This is a genomic window from Micromonospora sp. NPDC005173 (genome assembly GCF_040608515.1).
Taxonomy (GTDB): domain Bacteria; phylum Actinomycetota; class Actinomycetes; order Mycobacteriales; family Micromonosporaceae; genus Micromonospora.
In genome coordinates this window covers 181,004-195,453 of sequence record NZ_JBEXIK010000002.1, presented here as the reverse complement: position 1 = coordinate 195,453, position 14,450 = coordinate 181,004, and the positions used below count along the sequence as shown (strand labels likewise).

18 protein-coding genes are annotated in these 14,450 nt (G+C 72.6%); 9 read left to right on the top strand and 9 right to left on the bottom strand.

From position 1 onward, the window contains the following. Positions 1 to 20 precede the first annotated feature (20 nt). The 5 genes from ABZV00_RS03915 to ABZV00_RS03895 all read left to right on the top strand — a co-directional run bounded on the left by ABZV00_RS03915 (position 21) and on the right by ABZV00_RS03895 (position 3,376). On the top strand, positions 21 to 650 hold the full coding sequence (locus ABZV00_RS03915; RefSeq protein WP_328420868.1) for a helix-turn-helix domain-containing protein: 630 nt from the start codon (positions 21 to 23) through the stop codon (positions 648 to 650). Next, entirely contained in the window at positions 647 to 1,357 is a 711-nt protein-coding gene (locus ABZV00_RS03910; RefSeq protein ID WP_355601626.1) for a hypothetical protein, read from the top strand. The genes ABZV00_RS03915 and ABZV00_RS03910 overlap by 4 nt, the downstream gene beginning before the upstream one ends. Before the next feature lie 71 nt (positions 1,358 to 1,428). Further along, positions 1,429 to 1,743, top strand: a complete 315-nt coding sequence (locus ABZV00_RS03905) for a DUF2516 family protein (RefSeq protein ID WP_328420864.1) — start codon at positions 1,429 to 1,431, stop codon at positions 1,741 to 1,743. Continuing rightward, the gene (locus ABZV00_RS03900) at positions 1,740 to 2,627 is read left to right on the top strand and encodes an alpha/beta hydrolase (RefSeq protein WP_355601624.1); all 888 of its coding nucleotides are present in this window, start codon (positions 1,740 to 1,742) and stop codon (positions 2,625 to 2,627) included. The genes ABZV00_RS03905 and ABZV00_RS03900 overlap by 4 nt, the downstream gene beginning before the upstream one ends. 11 nt (positions 2,628 to 2,638) lie before the next feature. Beyond that, entirely contained in the window at positions 2,639 to 3,376 is a 738-nt protein-coding gene (locus ABZV00_RS03895) for an alanyl-tRNA editing protein (RefSeq protein WP_355601622.1), read from the top strand. A gap of 45 nt (positions 3,377 to 3,421) precedes the next feature. On the opposite strand, the gene ABZV00_RS03890 is transcribed toward ABZV00_RS03895, so the two are convergent. Next, on the bottom strand, positions 3,422 to 4,045 hold the full coding sequence (locus ABZV00_RS03890; protein ID WP_355601620.1) for an ABATE domain-containing protein: 624 nt from the start codon (positions 4,043 to 4,045) through the stop codon (positions 3,422 to 3,424). Positions 4,046 to 4,116: 71 nt separating this feature from the next. Between ABZV00_RS03890 and ABZV00_RS03885 the strand changes: the two genes are divergently transcribed. Then, a complete protein-coding gene (locus tag ABZV00_RS03885; protein WP_328420856.1) occupies positions 4,117 to 4,566 on the top strand; it encodes a VOC family protein in 450 nt (149 codons plus the stop codon). A 326-nt stretch (positions 4,567 to 4,892) separates the two neighbouring features. Next, positions 4,893 to 5,807 carry an SDR family oxidoreductase gene (locus tag ABZV00_RS03880; RefSeq protein ID WP_328420854.1) on the top strand — a complete coding sequence of 305 codons (915 nt, stop codon included), beginning with the start codon at positions 4,893 to 4,895 and terminating at the stop codon, positions 5,805 to 5,807. Here the strand turns inward: ABZV00_RS03880 and ABZV00_RS03875 are convergent. From ABZV00_RS03875 to ABZV00_RS03855, 5 genes are read right to left on the bottom strand one after another with little or no spacing between them, the layout of a single operon-like run. Continuing rightward, positions 5,798 to 6,766, bottom strand: coding sequence for a YafY family protein (locus ABZV00_RS03875; RefSeq protein WP_355601618.1), 969 nt, complete (start codon positions 6,764 to 6,766; stop codon positions 5,798 to 5,800). The genes ABZV00_RS03880 and ABZV00_RS03875 overlap by 10 nt on opposite strands. A gap of 24 nt (positions 6,767 to 6,790) precedes the next feature. Then, positions 6,791 to 7,432 carry a response regulator transcription factor gene (locus ABZV00_RS03870; RefSeq protein WP_328420850.1) on the bottom strand — a complete coding sequence of 214 codons (642 nt, stop codon included), beginning with the start codon at positions 7,430 to 7,432 and terminating at the stop codon, positions 6,791 to 6,793. Continuing rightward, entirely contained in the window at positions 7,429 to 8,697 is a 1,269-nt protein-coding gene (locus ABZV00_RS03865) for a sensor histidine kinase (RefSeq protein ID WP_355601615.1), read from the bottom strand. Before ABZV00_RS03865 ends, ABZV00_RS03870 begins: the two co-directional genes overlap by 4 nt. A gap of 11 nt (positions 8,698 to 8,708) precedes the next feature. Then, complete coding sequence (locus ABZV00_RS03860) at positions 8,709 to 9,443, bottom strand: ABC transporter permease (RefSeq protein WP_355601613.1); 735 nt, start codon at positions 9,441 to 9,443, stop codon at positions 8,709 to 8,711. A 12-nt stretch (positions 9,444 to 9,455) separates the two neighbouring features. Next, the gene (locus ABZV00_RS03855) at positions 9,456 to 10,364 is read right to left on the bottom strand and encodes an ABC transporter ATP-binding protein (protein WP_355601611.1); all 909 of its coding nucleotides are present in this window, start codon (positions 10,362 to 10,364) and stop codon (positions 9,456 to 9,458) included. 197 nt (positions 10,365 to 10,561) lie between these two features. On the opposite strand from ABZV00_RS03855, the gene ABZV00_RS03850 reads away from it, so the two are divergent. Continuing rightward, the gene (locus ABZV00_RS03850; RefSeq protein ID WP_355601609.1) at positions 10,562 to 11,392 is read left to right on the top strand and encodes an EI24 domain-containing protein; all 831 of its coding nucleotides are present in this window, start codon (positions 10,562 to 10,564) and stop codon (positions 11,390 to 11,392) included. Between the two features lies 1 nt (position 11,393). Beyond that, entirely contained in the window at positions 11,394 to 11,918 is a 525-nt protein-coding gene (locus ABZV00_RS03845) for an O-acetyl-ADP-ribose deacetylase (protein WP_355601607.1), read from the top strand. 46 nt (positions 11,919 to 11,964) lie between these two features. Here the strand turns inward: ABZV00_RS03845 and ABZV00_RS03840 are convergent, their stop codons facing one another. The 3 genes from ABZV00_RS03840 to ABZV00_RS03830 all read right to left on the bottom strand — a co-directional run bounded on the left by ABZV00_RS03840 (position 11,965) and on the right by ABZV00_RS03830 (position 14,437). Then, the gene (locus ABZV00_RS03840; RefSeq protein ID WP_355601605.1) at positions 11,965 to 12,861 is read right to left on the bottom strand and encodes a GNAT family N-acetyltransferase; all 897 of its coding nucleotides are present in this window, start codon (positions 12,859 to 12,861) and stop codon (positions 11,965 to 11,967) included. Further along, a complete protein-coding gene (locus tag ABZV00_RS03835; protein WP_355601603.1) occupies positions 12,861 to 13,274 on the bottom strand; it encodes a RidA family protein in 414 nt (137 codons plus the stop codon). The genes ABZV00_RS03840 and ABZV00_RS03835 overlap by 1 nt, the downstream gene beginning before the upstream one ends. A gap of 155 nt (positions 13,275 to 13,429) precedes the next feature. Then, a complete protein-coding gene (locus ABZV00_RS03830; protein WP_355601601.1) occupies positions 13,430 to 14,437 on the bottom strand; it encodes a LacI family DNA-binding transcriptional regulator in 1,008 nt (335 codons plus the stop codon). Between the last annotated feature and the right edge of the window lie 13 nt (positions 14,438 to 14,450).

The following is a 14,450-nucleotide window of genomic DNA, read 5'->3' as shown; positions in this document are numbered from 1 at the left end:
GGTCGGTTAGCGTCGGTGTCATGGCCACACCGAAGGACCTCCCCGACGTCGGCGGGTTCATCCGCGACCTGCGGCGCAACGCGAAGATCTCGCTGCGGCAGCTCGCCGAGCAGGCGGGGGTCAGCAACCCGTACCTCAGCCAGATCGAGCGCGGCCTGCGCAAGCCCAGCGCGGAGGTGCTCCAGCAGTTGGCCAGCGCCCTGCGGGTGTCCACTCCGGCGATGTACCTGCGGGCCGGGCTGCTCGACGACAAGGAAGGCCACGGTGTGCTCGCCGCCATCGCGGTGGACGCCGACCTGACGATGGCCCAGAAGCAGTCGCTCAGCCAGATCTACGAGACCTTCCGCCGGGAGAACGCCCGGCTGACCGAGGCCGAGGCCAAGGCCGAGGGCGCCGGCACGAACACCGGCGGCGCGGCCGGGGTGACCACCCCGACCGACATCGCCGACCAGCCGGCCGACGTGGCCAACCTGGCCGCGACCGGCCCCACCACCGCGGGCGGCACCCCGACCGAGGCCGTGCTCGAGTCGGTCGCGGTCACCGAGGCGGGGTCCGCCCCCGCCCCGCCCAGCACCAGCACCCCCGAGAAGAAGGCCGCCGGTCCGGCGGTCCGGAAGGCCGCCGACGCGGCCGAAGAGGAGACCTCATGACCGAGCCGAAGACCAACCGCATCCCCGCCCCGATCTACGCCGCTGCCGGTGCCGGAGAGTTGGCCCTCCAGCAGCTGCGCAAGCTGCCGGCCGTGGTCGGCGTCCTCGGCACCCGGGTCGTCGCCGACCTGGGCGGCCGGGCCGTGCTGACCGGCTTCGAGCTGCGCCAGAAGGCCACCGAGACGCTGCGTACCGCCAACGAGACCGCCGAGACCCTGCGCGGCCGGGCTCAGGCCGAGCTGGACCTGGCCAAGCTCCGTGAGTCCGCCGACCTGGCCAAGCTGCGTGAGGTCACCGACCTCGACAAGCTGCGCGCCGCCGCGACCCGTAACGCCGCTGTGGTGGTCGCAGGTGCCCAGGCCGCGCAGGAGCGCGCGTTCGCCGCGTACGGCGCACTGGTCGCCCGTGGTGAGCGGGTCGTCGGCGCCGGCGTGCTGGAGGCCGCCGAGACGGTCAACGCCGACATCGAGGCGACCCAGGCCGTGTCGCCGGCGACCGCCGACGCGGTAGCCACCGCCCCGGTGAGCCCGGCCCAGGTGTCCAGCCCGGCCGACGTGCCGAGCCCGGCCGAGGTGGCCGAGATCGCCGAGGCCAAGCCGGCCGCCGTCAAGAAGGCCGCCCGGGCGCGGACGGCCGCCAAGCCGGCCGCGACCCCGTCGGCGAAGCTGCCCCGGGCCACCAAGCGGACCCGTCCGGCGGCCGAGTAGTTCGTGGTGTCGACGACCCCGGCGGCGTCCTTGTCGGACGTAGTCGGGGTCGTCGACATAAGCTTGCCGGCATGGCCAACGCCGCGCCGATCTTCGCGTTCGAAGTCCGCTACGTGATCGAGCTGATCCTGCTCGTCTTCGCGCTGATCATCCAGGGTGTCGCGCTGGTGCACGCCGTCACACAGCGCTCCGACGGCTTCCCCGCCATCGGGACGCTGCCCAAGGGTGGGTGGATCGCCATCCTGGCGGTTTGCCTGGTGCTGACCCTTCTCGGCTTCGGTCCGATCAGCCTCTTCGGACTGATCGGCATCGCCGCCGCCCTCATTTACCTGCTCGACGTCCGGGTCGGCCTGCGCGACCTGAGCGACGGCAAAGGGTTCTGGTGAGAAGTTTCCGCTGGCCACCCCCGCCGGACGGTGGGCCTCGCACCTGGGGGCCCGGTCCGGGTGGTCCGCGTACCGGCCGGCCGGCGCTGCCGGAGCCGGAGACCGAGCTGGTCACCACCCCGCACGGGGTACGGCTGGAGCGGCTGGTCACCGGCACCGGTGATCCCGTCACCGTGTTCGCGCACGGGCTGGGCAACGGCATCGCCACCACCCGCCCCTTCGGCAGCGGGGTGACCGGCCGCAAGGTGTTCTTCCAGTTCCGCGGGCACGGCCGCTCCGACGCGCCGGCCGGGCCGTGGAGCTACCTGGACCTGGCCCGGGATCTGCGCGCCGTCGCGGATCTCGGCGGCGCCAGTCGGGCGTTCGGGGTGAGCCTCGGCGCGGGTGCGCTCTGCCGGTTGCTGGCCGAGAGCCCGGAACGCTTCGAGAAGCTGGTCTTCTTCCTCCCGGCGGTGCTTGACCAGCCGCGCGGCCAGGTCGCCCAGGAACGCGTCACGGACCTGCTGGAGGCGGTGGAGAGCGGGGACGCCTCGGCGGTCGCCGACATCGTCTCGCTGGAGCTGCCGACGGCGGTGCGCAACACCCCGGCCGGCTGGGCGTACCTGCGGCAGCGACTCGACCAGCTGCTCCGCGACGGTCTGGCCGACGGTCTGGCCACCCTGCCGGAGCAGGCGCCGCTGCGCGACGCCACCGCCCTGGCGGCGGTCACCGCACCGGCGCTGGTGATCGGCTGTGCGGGCGACGATCTGCACCCGGTCGAGGTGGCCGAGCAGCTCGCGGCCGCGCTGCCCCAGGCCACCCTGCACGTGTACGACCGGCCCGGCGTGCTCTGGACGGAACGCGCCGACCTGCGGGAGCGAGTGTCCAGCTTCCTGAACGAGTAGCGTGCCCTGTCATGGGCGTCACACAGCATGGCCGGACGCACCGGCTGGACCTTGCCGACCCGACCCTGCGCGAGTGGACCTGCACGGTCCTGCACGCCGACCCGGAGCAGGGCATCGTGCTGGACCGCTCGGCCTTCTATCCGGGCGGCGGGGGGCAGCCGCCGGACCACGGAGTGCTGCTCTGGCAGGGCGTGCAGACCCGGATCGTCGGCACCCGCAAGGGCGACGACCCGTACCTGATTCCCGCCGAGGGTGACCCGCTGCCGCCGGCCGGCACCGAGGTGACCGGCGCGGTGGAGGACGAGCGCCGCACCCGGCTGATGCGCACCCACTCGGGGCTGCACGTGCTCTGCGGGGTGGTGTTCCGCGACTTCGGCGCGCTGGTCACCGGCGGCAACATGGAACCGGGCGAGGCTCGGATGGATTTCAACCTGCCCGAGGTGCCGGCCGACTTCAAGAGCCGGATCGAGGAGCTGGTCAACGCCGAGGTGGCCGCCGACCGTGCGGTTGCGGTCCGGGTGCTGCCGCGCGTCGAGGCGCTGTCCCTGCCGGACATCATCCGCACCCAGTCCAACCTCATTCCGCCGGACGAGCAGGAGGTCCGGATCGTCGACATCGTCGGGCTGGACGTGCAGGCCGACGGCGGCACCCACGTCGCCTCCACCGCCCAGATCGGCAAGGTGCAGGTGGTCAAGGTGGAGAGCAAGGGCCGGGCCAATCGCCGGGTCCGCGTCCGGCTCGCGGACTGAGGGGCGCTGTCGGTTGGTGGACTGAGGGCGCTGTCGCTTGGTGGACTAGGCGTCCCGGCGGGCGCGCAGCGACCGGACCTTGTGCCGGTTGCCGCAGCGCTCCATGCTGCACCAGCGGCGTCGCCCGGGGCGTGAGGTGTCCACGAAGACCAGGTAGCAGTTGTGCGCGCCGCACTCCCGGATCCGGTCGGCGTACGGCCCGCTGAACAGGTCGATCGCGTCCCGGGCGATGCTGGCGAGGGCCTGCTGCCCGCTGGCCGGGAGCACCCAGTGCCGCGTCCCGTCCGCATCCAGCCGGGGCGCCAGCGGCGCAGCGGCCGCCGCCTCGTTGAGGGTGTCGAGGTCGCCGGGCGTCGCGTCGAAGTCCGTGGGCGTGGTGGCCGGTGGCCGGGTGCCGGTGCGGGCGCACACCAGCCGCCACAGCGCGTCCCGCAGGCGCCGCGCGGCGGCCAACTCCGCCAGGTCGACGTCGACCCGGGCAGGGTCCAAGCGCAGCCGCGACCGCCCCAGCCAGTCGGCGAGATCCGCCGGGCGGTGCAGCACCTCGAAACGGGCCCCGATGCCCGGCCCGCCGCTGGTGAGGAACTCCAGGCAGAGCGCTCCTGGATCGAAGAGGAAACGGGCCCCTTGCAGCGACACCAGGGTGATTCCACTTGCGACGTCGGTCACGTAACCACTATAAACGGTTACAGGGGTGGTCCGCACGCTGCGGGTCGCCGACGAAGGTGAAGGGGATCCAGATGGCCCTGGCATGGAAGCTCGTCGTCGACTGCGCGGAGCCGATCGCGCTGGCCCGGTTCTGGGCGGCGGCCCTCGAATACGAGGTCGAGGACAACAGCGCCCTCATCGACCAGTTGGCCGCGGCCGGCAGGGTCGGGCCGGACGAGTACGTCGAGGTCGACGGCCGGCGGGCCTTTCGGGAACTCGCGGCGGTCCGCCACCCGGAGGACCCGGTCCAACCGGTCAGCGGCATCGGTCTCGGCCGCCGGCTGCTGTTCCAGGCCGTGCCGGAGCCCAAGCAGGTCAAGAACCGGCTGCACATCGACCTGCACGCCGGCCCGGACGAGCGGGAGGCGACGGTGCAGCGGCTGGTCGGGCTCGGCGCCACCGTGCTGCGCGAGGTCGCCGACCGGGGCAGCGTGCACACCACCATGACCGACCCGGAGGGCAACGAGTTCGACGTGCAGTGACAGCCGGGCAGCCGTTCGGCCGGGCATGACTGGATGCGGGCCTGTCGAGCTGCCCCAGATATGGGGCGTGGCACGGGTGGCTCGCCGCCCGTCGAGCGGGCCAGACGTCGAGCGTGCCCAGACGTCGAGCGGGCCTAGACGTCGAGCGGGCCAGACGTCGAGCGGGCCTAGACGTCGAGCGGGCCTAGACGTCGAGCGGGCCCAGACGTCGAGCTGCCCCACAAATGGGGCAGCTCGACAGGGCGGCGTGGAGGCTCGACGGCCGCTCGTGACCCGATCCGGAATTCGGACGGAGGCTGTCAGGTATTGCTGGCAGCCTCGAAGGCATGACACAACCGCTCGCAGGAAAGATCGCGCTCGTCGCCGGCGCTACCCGGGGTGCCGGTCGGCAGATCGCCGTCCAGCTCGGCGCCGCCGGGGCCACCGTGTACGCCACCGGCCGCAGCAGCCGCGCCGGCCGCTCGGAGATGGACCGGTCGGAGACCATCGAGGAGACCGCCGAGCTGGTCACCGCCGCCGGAGGCGTCGGCATTCCCGTCCGGGTCGACCACCTGGTGCCCGAGCAGGTCCGGGACCTGGTCGCCCGGATCGACGCCGAGCAGGGCCAACTCGACGTGCTGGTCAACGACATCTGGGGCGGCGACCCGCTGGTCACCTGGGAGAAGCCGATCTGGGAGCAGCCGCTGGACGCAGGCTTCCGCACCCTGCGCCTGGCCATCGACACGCACATCATCACCAGCCACTTCGCGCTGCCGCTACTGATCCGCAAGCCTGGCGGCCTGGTGGTGGAGATCGGCGACGGCACCAAGGCGTACAACGACGACAACTATCGACTCTCGGTCTTCTACGACCTGGCCAAGGCCTCGGTCAACCGACTCGCCTTCAGCCAGGCGCACGAGCTGAAGCCGCACGGCTGTACCGCCGTCGCTCTCACCCCAGGCTGGCTCCGCTCCGAGGCGATGCTGGAGATCTTCGGCGTGACCGAGGAGAACTGGCGCGACGGGGCGGCCACCGACCCGCACTTCCTCATCTCGGAGACGCCGGCCTTCGTCGGACGCGCGGTCGCCGCGCTCGCCGCCGACGAGGACAAGGCCCGCTGGAACGGCGAGTCCGTCGACGCCGGCTCGCTGGCCAAGGTGTACGGGTTCACCGACGTCGACGGCAGCCAGCCGGAGGCCATCCGGTACATCACCGAGGTGGTCAACGCCGGCAAGCCGGCGGACGTCACCGGCTACCGGTAGAGCTCGCGGAGCCGGTCCGCCGCGTCGGCGAACAGCTCCCGTAGCGCGGGTGGTTCGAGGACCTCCACCTCGGGGCCGAGCCCGAGAAGTTGGTGGTACGCCACCTCGACGGACTCGACCGGCAGCCGGGTTACGACCCGCCCCTGCCCGTCGGGCTCGTCGGCGGTGGCGACCACCTCGTCGTACACGAAGGGGGCGTCCACCAGGTGCCGGAGCTGGCGCAGGCCGGCCGGGCTGAGCCGGACGGTGACCTCGGCGCGCAGCATGGTCCGCAGGAACGACCCGGCCTGCTCGCGCCAGTACCCGGCCAGGTCAAAGTCCTCGTCCCGGTCGAAGCTCTCCTCGCCCACCTCGACCCCGGTCACCCGGTCCACCCGGTAGGTGCGGGCGTCCTCGCCGACCCGGCCGACCAGGTACCAGACCCCGCTCTTGAGCACGAGCCCGTACGGCTGCACCCGGCGGGTCGCCTCCCGGTCGCCGCGCCGGTACCCCAGCTGCACCACCCGGTCCCGCCAGACCGCCCGAGCCAACTCGGTCAGCCATGGCGGCGGTCCGGTCTCCCGGAACCAGCCCGGCACGTCCAGGTGGAACCGCTGTCCGGCGCGGGCCGGGGCGTCCCGTAGCGCGGGAGGCAGCGCGGCGAGCACCTTCAGCTCGGCGGCGGCGACCGCGTCGGCGAGCCCCATGTCGCCGGCCGGCCCGGGCAGGCCGGAGAGGAAGAGCGCCTCCGCCTCGTCCCGGGTCAGCCCGGTCAGCCGGGTCCGGTAGCCGCCGAGCAGCCGGTACCCGCCGGCCCGGCCCCGGTCGGCGTATACCGGCACCCCGGCGGCGGAGAGCGCCAGCACGTCCCGGTAGACCGTCCGCTCGGAGACCTCCAGCTCCCGCGCCAGCTCGCCCGCGGTCATCGACCCGCGGGCCTGCAACAGCAACAGCAGCGAGATCAGTCGGGAAGCGCGCATCCGCCCATCCTGCCCGGCCCCCGCTCACCGCCCGCCGGGGGTGAGCAGGCCCCGGTCGTACGCGACGGCCACCGCCGCGGCCCGGTCGTTGACCCCGAGTTTGGCGTACACGTGCAGCAGGTGGGTCTTCACCGTGGCCTCGCTGATGAACAGCCGGGCCGCCGCCTCCCGGTTGGACGCGCCCTTCGCCACCAGGGTGAGCACCTCCAGCTCCCGCTGGCTCAGCGGCTCCTCGGCGGGAGCGCGGAGCCGCCCCATCAGCCGGCCGGCCACGCTGGGGGACAGCACCGACTCGCCCCGGGCGGCGGCCCGTACCGCTCGGACCAGCTCGTCCCGGGGAGCATCCTTCAGCAGGTAGCCGGTCGCGCCGGCCTCGATGGCCGGCAGCACGTCGGCATCCGTGTCGTACGTGGTGAGCACCAGCACCTTGGCGGAACTGCCGGAACGGGCCAGCCGGCCGATCGCGGTCACCCCGTTCATCCCGGGCATCCGCAGGTCCATCAGCACCACGTCCGGACGCAGGTGCGCGGCCAGCGCGAGCGCCTCGGCACCGTCACCGGCCTCGCCGACCACCTCGAAATCCGGGTCGCCGGTGAACATGCCACGCAGGCCATCCCGCACCACCGGGTGGTCATCGACGATCAGCAGCCGGACCGGGGCGTTCACCCGGCACCGCCGGAAAGTGCGGGCACGGACGCCGAGACGGCAGTACCGCAGCCCGGCTCACTCTCGACGGCCAGCTCGCCGCCGACCCCGGCCACCCGCTGCCGCATGGCGATCAGTCCGTATCCGCCGTCGGGACGGTGGAGGGCGGGCGGGTCCGTGACCGGGAAACCCGCGCCGTCGTCCCGGATGTCCAGGGTGACCACGTCACCCATGTACGACAGGGTGAGCCCGACCCGGGACGCCTTGGCGTGCCGGGCCACGTTGGCCAGCGCCTCCTGAGCGGTCCGCAACAGGGTCACCTCGACCTCCGGGTGCAGCGCCTGGGCGTCGCCGGTCACGCTCACCTCGGCGCGTACCTCGTTGATCGTCGACCAGCGCCGGGTCAGCTCGGCGAGCGCCTCGGGCAGCCGGGCTGCTTCCAGTGCCTCGGGGCGGACCGCCCGCACCGAGCGGCGTGCTTCGGTGAGGCTCTCGCGGGCCAGGGCGACCGCGGTGTCCACGTGCCGCTGCCAGTCGGCGTGCCGGTCCCGGGCCACCCCGGCCGCCTCCAGCTGGGTGATGATGCCGGTGAGGCCCTGCGCCAGGGTGTCGTGGATCTCCCGGGCCATCCGCTGCCGTTCGTCGGTCACGCCGGCCTCCCGGGCCTGGGTGAGCAGTTGGGCGTGCAGGCCCTCGTTCTCCCGCATCGTCTCGGCCAGCCGGCGGTTCGCCTCGGCCAGCTCGTCGACCAGCCGCTTGCGGTTGGCGTGCTGTCGATCAGCGATGGTGGCGAACCAGATCATTCCACCGGCCGCACCCAGGTTGAACAGCACCAGCACGCCCCAGAGCAGCCAGTGCGACAGGGAGGACGGGAGTCCGCCGCCCTGCGCTGTGGCCGCCAGGACGGCCGAGGCAGCCACCCCGGCGAACCGCCAGTTGCCGGGTAGCAGCACCGCGTGCAGGAAGCCGGCCCAGCTGAAGAAGCCGTACCAGGGGCTGATCAGCACCAGCATGGCGCTGAGCGCGAGCAGCCCGACGTAGTAGACGGTCATCAGGGTGCGCCGGGTCGCCCAACCGGGGTGCAGGTTGATGAACCAGGTAATCCAGCACGCCGCGGTCGCGGCGACGAGCAGGTGGGGGGCCAGGGAGATGCCCAGGGGTGCCGGCGCGGCGGCGGTGAGCAGTGCCCCGACGGCCAGCCCGACGTACGGGAGCACCCGGTGGAGGCGTGCCTCTCGGGCCTCCCAGGTTGCCAGCCGGTCGACCTGCTCGGCGGTGCTGGTCATCGGACCCCCACTCACTCCCAGCGGAACAACTTCGCCGCGACGGAACCAGCGAGCACGGCGATGACCGCCATTATCGCCAGGTGCAGCGGCTGCGGCGACGGCCCGGTCCAGGCGTCGAGCAGCGCCTGCACCCCGGGTGGCGTGTAGTCGCCGATCCGGACCAGGAAGTCCGGCAGGAGGAACCGGGGCACGTAGACGCCGCCGAAGAACATGACCGCCATGAACAACGGCACGGCCAGCGCCTGCGCCGACTTTGCTGTCCGCGCCACCGCCGCCACCAGCAGGCCCAGCGCCAGCAGGGCCGCCGTACCGAGGATGAGGGCCAGCGTGAAGCCCAGCGGGCGATGGGGCAGCGGTACGTCGAACGCCAACCGGCCGACCACGACGAGCAGCACGGCGCTGACCAGGATGGTGCCGAGCGTGATGACCAGTTGGGCGGCCAGCAGTGCGGCAGGGCTGGCGGGGGTGGTGGCCAGCCGGCGCAGCACCCCACGTTCCCGGTAGGTGGCCAACACTGTGGGCAGGATGTTCACCGCTGACATGGCGAGCGTGATCACCAGCAGCGAGGGGGCGAAGTACTGGATGAAGGACAGGCCGCCGAACTGTGCCTCCGGCTGGCGAGCCGCCGGGATCAGCCCGAACACCAGCAGCAGCGCGAGCGGCAACGCCACGGTCGTCAACGGCGAGCCGAAGTCCCGCAGGAAGAGTCGTGTCTCGATCTTGAGGATCTGCCCGAAGGCGTGCATGTCGGTTCTCCCTCAGGCGGCGGGCCGGTGCCCGGTCAGCTCGACGAACGCGTCGTCGAGGGTGGACTGCTCCAGCCGCAGGTCGGCGGCGACGATCTGGTTTCGGGCGAGCACCGAGGTGACCGCGTGCAGCACGTCTCCGGTGCCGGTCACCACCAGCTGATTGCCGGTGCGGTGTACGGAGATCACCTCGGGCAGGTCCGTGAAGAGCTGGTCGTCGACCGGGGCGGACGGCCGGAACCGGACCCGCTGCTCCGGGGCCACCGTCGACACCAGGCCGGCCGGGCTGTCCAGTGCGACGACCCGTCCCCGGTCGATCACGGCTACCCGGTCGCAGAGCCGCTCGGCCTCCTCCATGAAGTGAGTGACCAGCACGATCGTCACGCCGCTGTCCCGAATCTGCTCGATGAGGGCCCAGGTGTCCCGCCGGGACTGCGGGTCCAACCCGGTGGTCAGCTCGTCCAGGATCGCGACGCTCGGGTTGCCGACCAGCGCCAGCGCGATCGACAGCCGCTGTTTCTGGCCGCCGGAGAGCTTCTTGTACGCGGTGTTCCGCTTCTCGCCCAGACCCAGCCTGTCGATCAGGCCCGCCGGGTCGGCCGGGTTGCGGTAGAACGAGGCGTACAGCTCCAGCGCCTCGGCGACCCGCAGCTGGTCCGGCAGTTGGCTCTCCTGGAGCTGCACGCCAACCCGCTGGCGGAGTTGGGCCGCGTCCCCGCGGGGGTCGAGCCCGAGGACCGACACCCCGCCCCCGTCCGGGACGCGGAGCCCCGCGACACACTCCACCGTGGTGGTCTTGCCGGCGCCGTTCGGGCCGAGGACCCCGAAGATCTCCCCGGCCTCGACCGTGAACGAAACGTCGTCCACGGCCACCAGGTCGCCGTAACGTTTGTGCAGGTTGGTCACCTCAATGACCGGCATCGTGCCGCCTTCCGCCGTCGTACCCGTACCTCTTCAGCGTGGCGGCGGCGGCTCGGCGGCGAATCGACCAGCCGTTGGTGATCTTTCGTGGCAGCGGCTGACCCCGGCAATCCACCAACCGGTTGATGTGCACGGACGGGATCCCTGTCAACGCGCCGCCCGGCGGCGGTTGGCACTGATCGCTAGGCTGCTCGGTCGTGGACGCCAGCAGAATCGCCAGCCCGGTGACCGGGGTCGTCGGACGCTTCTTCGCCGGGGTCGGGTTGCTCCTGCGTGGGCTCGGCCTCTACGTGCGCAGCCCCGGACTGATGCTGCTCGGCATCGTGCCGGCGTTGATCTCGGGTGCGCTCTTCGTGGCCGCGATCGCCACCCTGGCGTATTTCGTGGACGACATCGCCGCCCTGGTCACGCCGTTCGCCGACGACTGGTCGACCACCGCCCGCAACCTGGTCCGGGTGATCGCCGGGTTGGCCATCCTGGGTCTCGGCGGGCTGCTCGGCGTGCTCACCTTCACGGCGGTGACCCTGGTGATCGGAGACCCGTTCTACGAGAAGATCTCCGAGCGGGTGGAGGAACGGCTCGGGGGCACTCCCGGCGCGGTGGAGGTCTCCTTCTGGCCTTCGCTGCGCCGCAGCATCGCCGACTCCGTACGGCTGGTGGCCCTCGCTGCGCTGGTCGGCATTCCGCTCTTCGTCGCCGGTTTCATCCCGGTGGTCGGTCAGACGGTGGTCCCGGTGATCGGGGCGGCGGTGGGCGGCTGGTTCCTCGCGCTGGAGCTGGTCGGGGCACCCTTCTACCGGCGGGGGATGCGGCTCCCGGACCGCCGGTCCGTGCTGAAGGCGGACCGACCCATGGCGCTCGGCTTCGGAGTGGCGGTCTTCGTCTGCTTCCTGATCCCGCTCGGCGCGGTGCTGATCATGCCGGCCGCGGTCGCCGGTGCCACTCTGCTGGCCCGCCGATCCCTCGGCCAGCCCATCGACGAACGGGTGCCCGCGCCGCCGGCAGGCCACCCCATCGAGGGGCGCTGACATGCAGATCAACCTCGTCGAGGGCGACATCACCGTCCAGCGGGTGGACGCGATCGTGAACGCCGCGAACTCGTCCCTGCTGGGCGGCGGCGGAGTGGACGGTGCCATCCACCGGCGCGGCGGCCCGGCCATCCTGGCCGAATGCCGGGCGTTGCGGGCGTCCCGGTACGGCCGGGGTCTGCCCACCGGGCAGGCGGTGGCCACCACGGCCGGGGAGCTGTCGGCCCATTGGGTCATCCACACCGTCGGTCCGGTCTGGTCGGCCGGCGAGGACCGCTCGGCGCTGCTGCGCGACTGCTACGCCAACAGCCTGCGGGTGGCCGACGAGTTGGGCGCGTCCACCGTGGCGTTCCCGCTGATCTCCGCCGGCATCTACGGCTGGCCGATCGAGGACGCGGTCCGCCAGGCGCTGACGGTGCTGCGCCCGGCCGCGCCGGCGAACGTCACCGAGGCGCGCATGGTCCTCTTCGGGGCGGACACCCACGCCACCGCGCGCCAGGTCTTCGACGCCGACCCCTCGGCATAGCGAAAGCCCCCGGACGCGCCGGGTTCCTCGTGTCGACCGACGCTGATCAGGTCAGCTCGGCCAGGCAGGACCACTGGGACGCGACCGGCCGGTAGCCGAGCCGCGCGTTGATTGCCAGCATCGGCGCGTTCGCCTCGTCGTTCGAGGTGTACGCGACGCGGACGCCGCCGCCGGCGGCCCGGTGCAGCGCCGCCGTCTTGACCAGCCGGGCCAGTCCTCGACCCCGGTACGCCGGGACGGTGCCGGTGTAGTCCGACCACATCCGGTCTCCGTCCCGCTTCACCAGGCTGAACGCGGCGATCTCCCCGTCGACCTCGACGGCGGTGCTGGCCGCCTTGTCCAGGCCGAGGTTCTCCCAGACGTCGTACTGCCAGCTCTCGTAGCTGACCGCGTCGATCGGGACGTCACTCGGCTCGTCGGCCCCAGCGGCCACGTTCGCCACGTACAGCCGGTGCGGGTCCAGGTCCGCGATCGGGTGCAGCCGTACGCCCGCCGGCAGGTCCGGCGCGGGCGGTGCCGGGTCCAGGTCGAGCGCGGAGTACCGCACCTCCCGGCTTGGCTCGAAGCCGTGCCGGCGGGCGAACGGCAGCGAGTCCGGCTGCGCCCAGGTGCGCAACCTGCGGATCCCCAGCGGGGCGAGGTGGTCCGTCGCGGCGGCCAGCACCGCGCTGCCGATGCCGCGCCGCCGGTGCTCCGGGTGGACGTGCAGCAGGGCGATGTCGCCGACGTCCGGCGTCGAGGTCCAGGCAACGCGCTGGGCGGAAGCCCAGCCGACCACCTGCCCGTCGACCTCGGCCACGAAGGCGGTCCACCCCTCCTCGGGCGGCGGCTCGGCGAGCATCTTGCGGGTCGACTCGACCCCGCGCACCAGGTACGGGTAGACGATGGCCCGCAGCGCCACCACGGCCGGAGCGTCGTCGGGTCGTGCCACGCGGATCCGCATCAGGCTCCCGTCCGGACGGCGGCTACGGCCTCGACCTCGACGAGCTGGTCGGTGTAGCCGAGCACGGCCACCCCGAGCAGGGTGCTGGGCGGGTCGTGGTCGCCGAAGAAGTCCCGTACCACCTCCCAGGCCGTCACCAGGTCCGCCTGCCGTGACGACGCCACGTAGACGGTGGTCTTGACCACGTCGGTGAGCTGGGCCCCGGCCGCATTGAGGGCGGTCTCCAGGTTCGCCATCACCTGCCGGGCCTGCGCCGCGTGGTCGCCCGGCGCGACGGTCCGTCCCTCCGCGTCGAGCGGGCACGCGCCGGCGGTGAACACCAGCCGGGCGGGCGGCTCGACGGTTGCCGCGTACGCGTACTCGGCGACGTCGGTGAGGGCAGGGACGTGCAACAACGCGACGGATTGCGGCATGCCGGCGAGGCTAACCACGATCGGGTATCGGGGCGACGCATTAACCGGCGGCAGGCAGCAACTTCAGGGATGTAGTGGCCTCCGGGCGTGCGGAGGTCACTACATCCCTGAAGTTGTGTGGATCTTGCGGGCCCCCGGCGAGCGGCCCGGCCGACTCAGGCCGAGTCGCGCAGGATCAGCTCGGTGGGGAGCATGACCGCCGGCTCGATGGTCTCGCCGGCAGCCAGCCGGAGCAGCTGTCGGGTCATCCGTCGGCCGATCTCCACGATCGGCTGCCGGACGGTCGTCAGCGGCGGCTCGGTGTACGCGGCGGTCTCGATGTCGTCGAAGCCGACCACCGCGACGTCCTCCGGCACTCGCCGACCGGCCTCGCGCAGCGTCCGCATGGCGGCGTGCGCCATCAGGTCGGAGGCGGCGAAGACCGCGTCCAGGTCGGGATGCTCGGTGAGCAGCCGGTGCATCGCCGCAGCCCCGGACTCCCGGGTGAAGTCGCCGATCGCGACCAGCTCGGGCAGCCCGGCGGCGGCAACCGTGTCGCGGTAGCCAGCGAGCCGTTCGATCCCGGCCACCATGTCCTGTGGCCCGGCGATGCTGGCGATCCGCCGGCGACCGCTGTCGATCAGGTGCCACACGGCCGCCGTCACGCCGCCGACGTGGTCGACGTCCACGTACGGCACGGGCACGTCGCCGAGCGGCCGGCCGCTGCACACCACCGGGATGCCGAGTCGGGCCAGCGTTCCGGGCAGCGGGTCGGCGCCGTGCAGCGACGCGAAGAGCACGCCGTCGACGTGCCGGCCGGTGGTGAACCGCTCGACCCGGTGGTGCCCGGCCGGTGACCCGGCCAGCATCAGCACCAACTGCTTGTCGGCCGCCTCCAACTCCTGGCTCACCCCGCGGATGATGCCGGGGAAGACCTGGTCGTCGGAGAAGACCCGGGTGGCCGCCTCCGGCATGACCAGGGCGATCGAGTCGGTGCGCTGGGTGACCAGGCTGCGGGCGGCCAGGTTGGGTACGTACCCCAGCTCGGCGACCGCCCGGTTGACCGCCTCCCGGATCGGCTCGGCGACGGTGGTGGAGCCGTTGACCACGCGCGACACGGTGGCCCGGGACACCCCGGCCAGCGCTGCCACCGCCTCGAGCGTCGGCCGTTGCGCCGTCGTCATAGCGCCTTCCCCC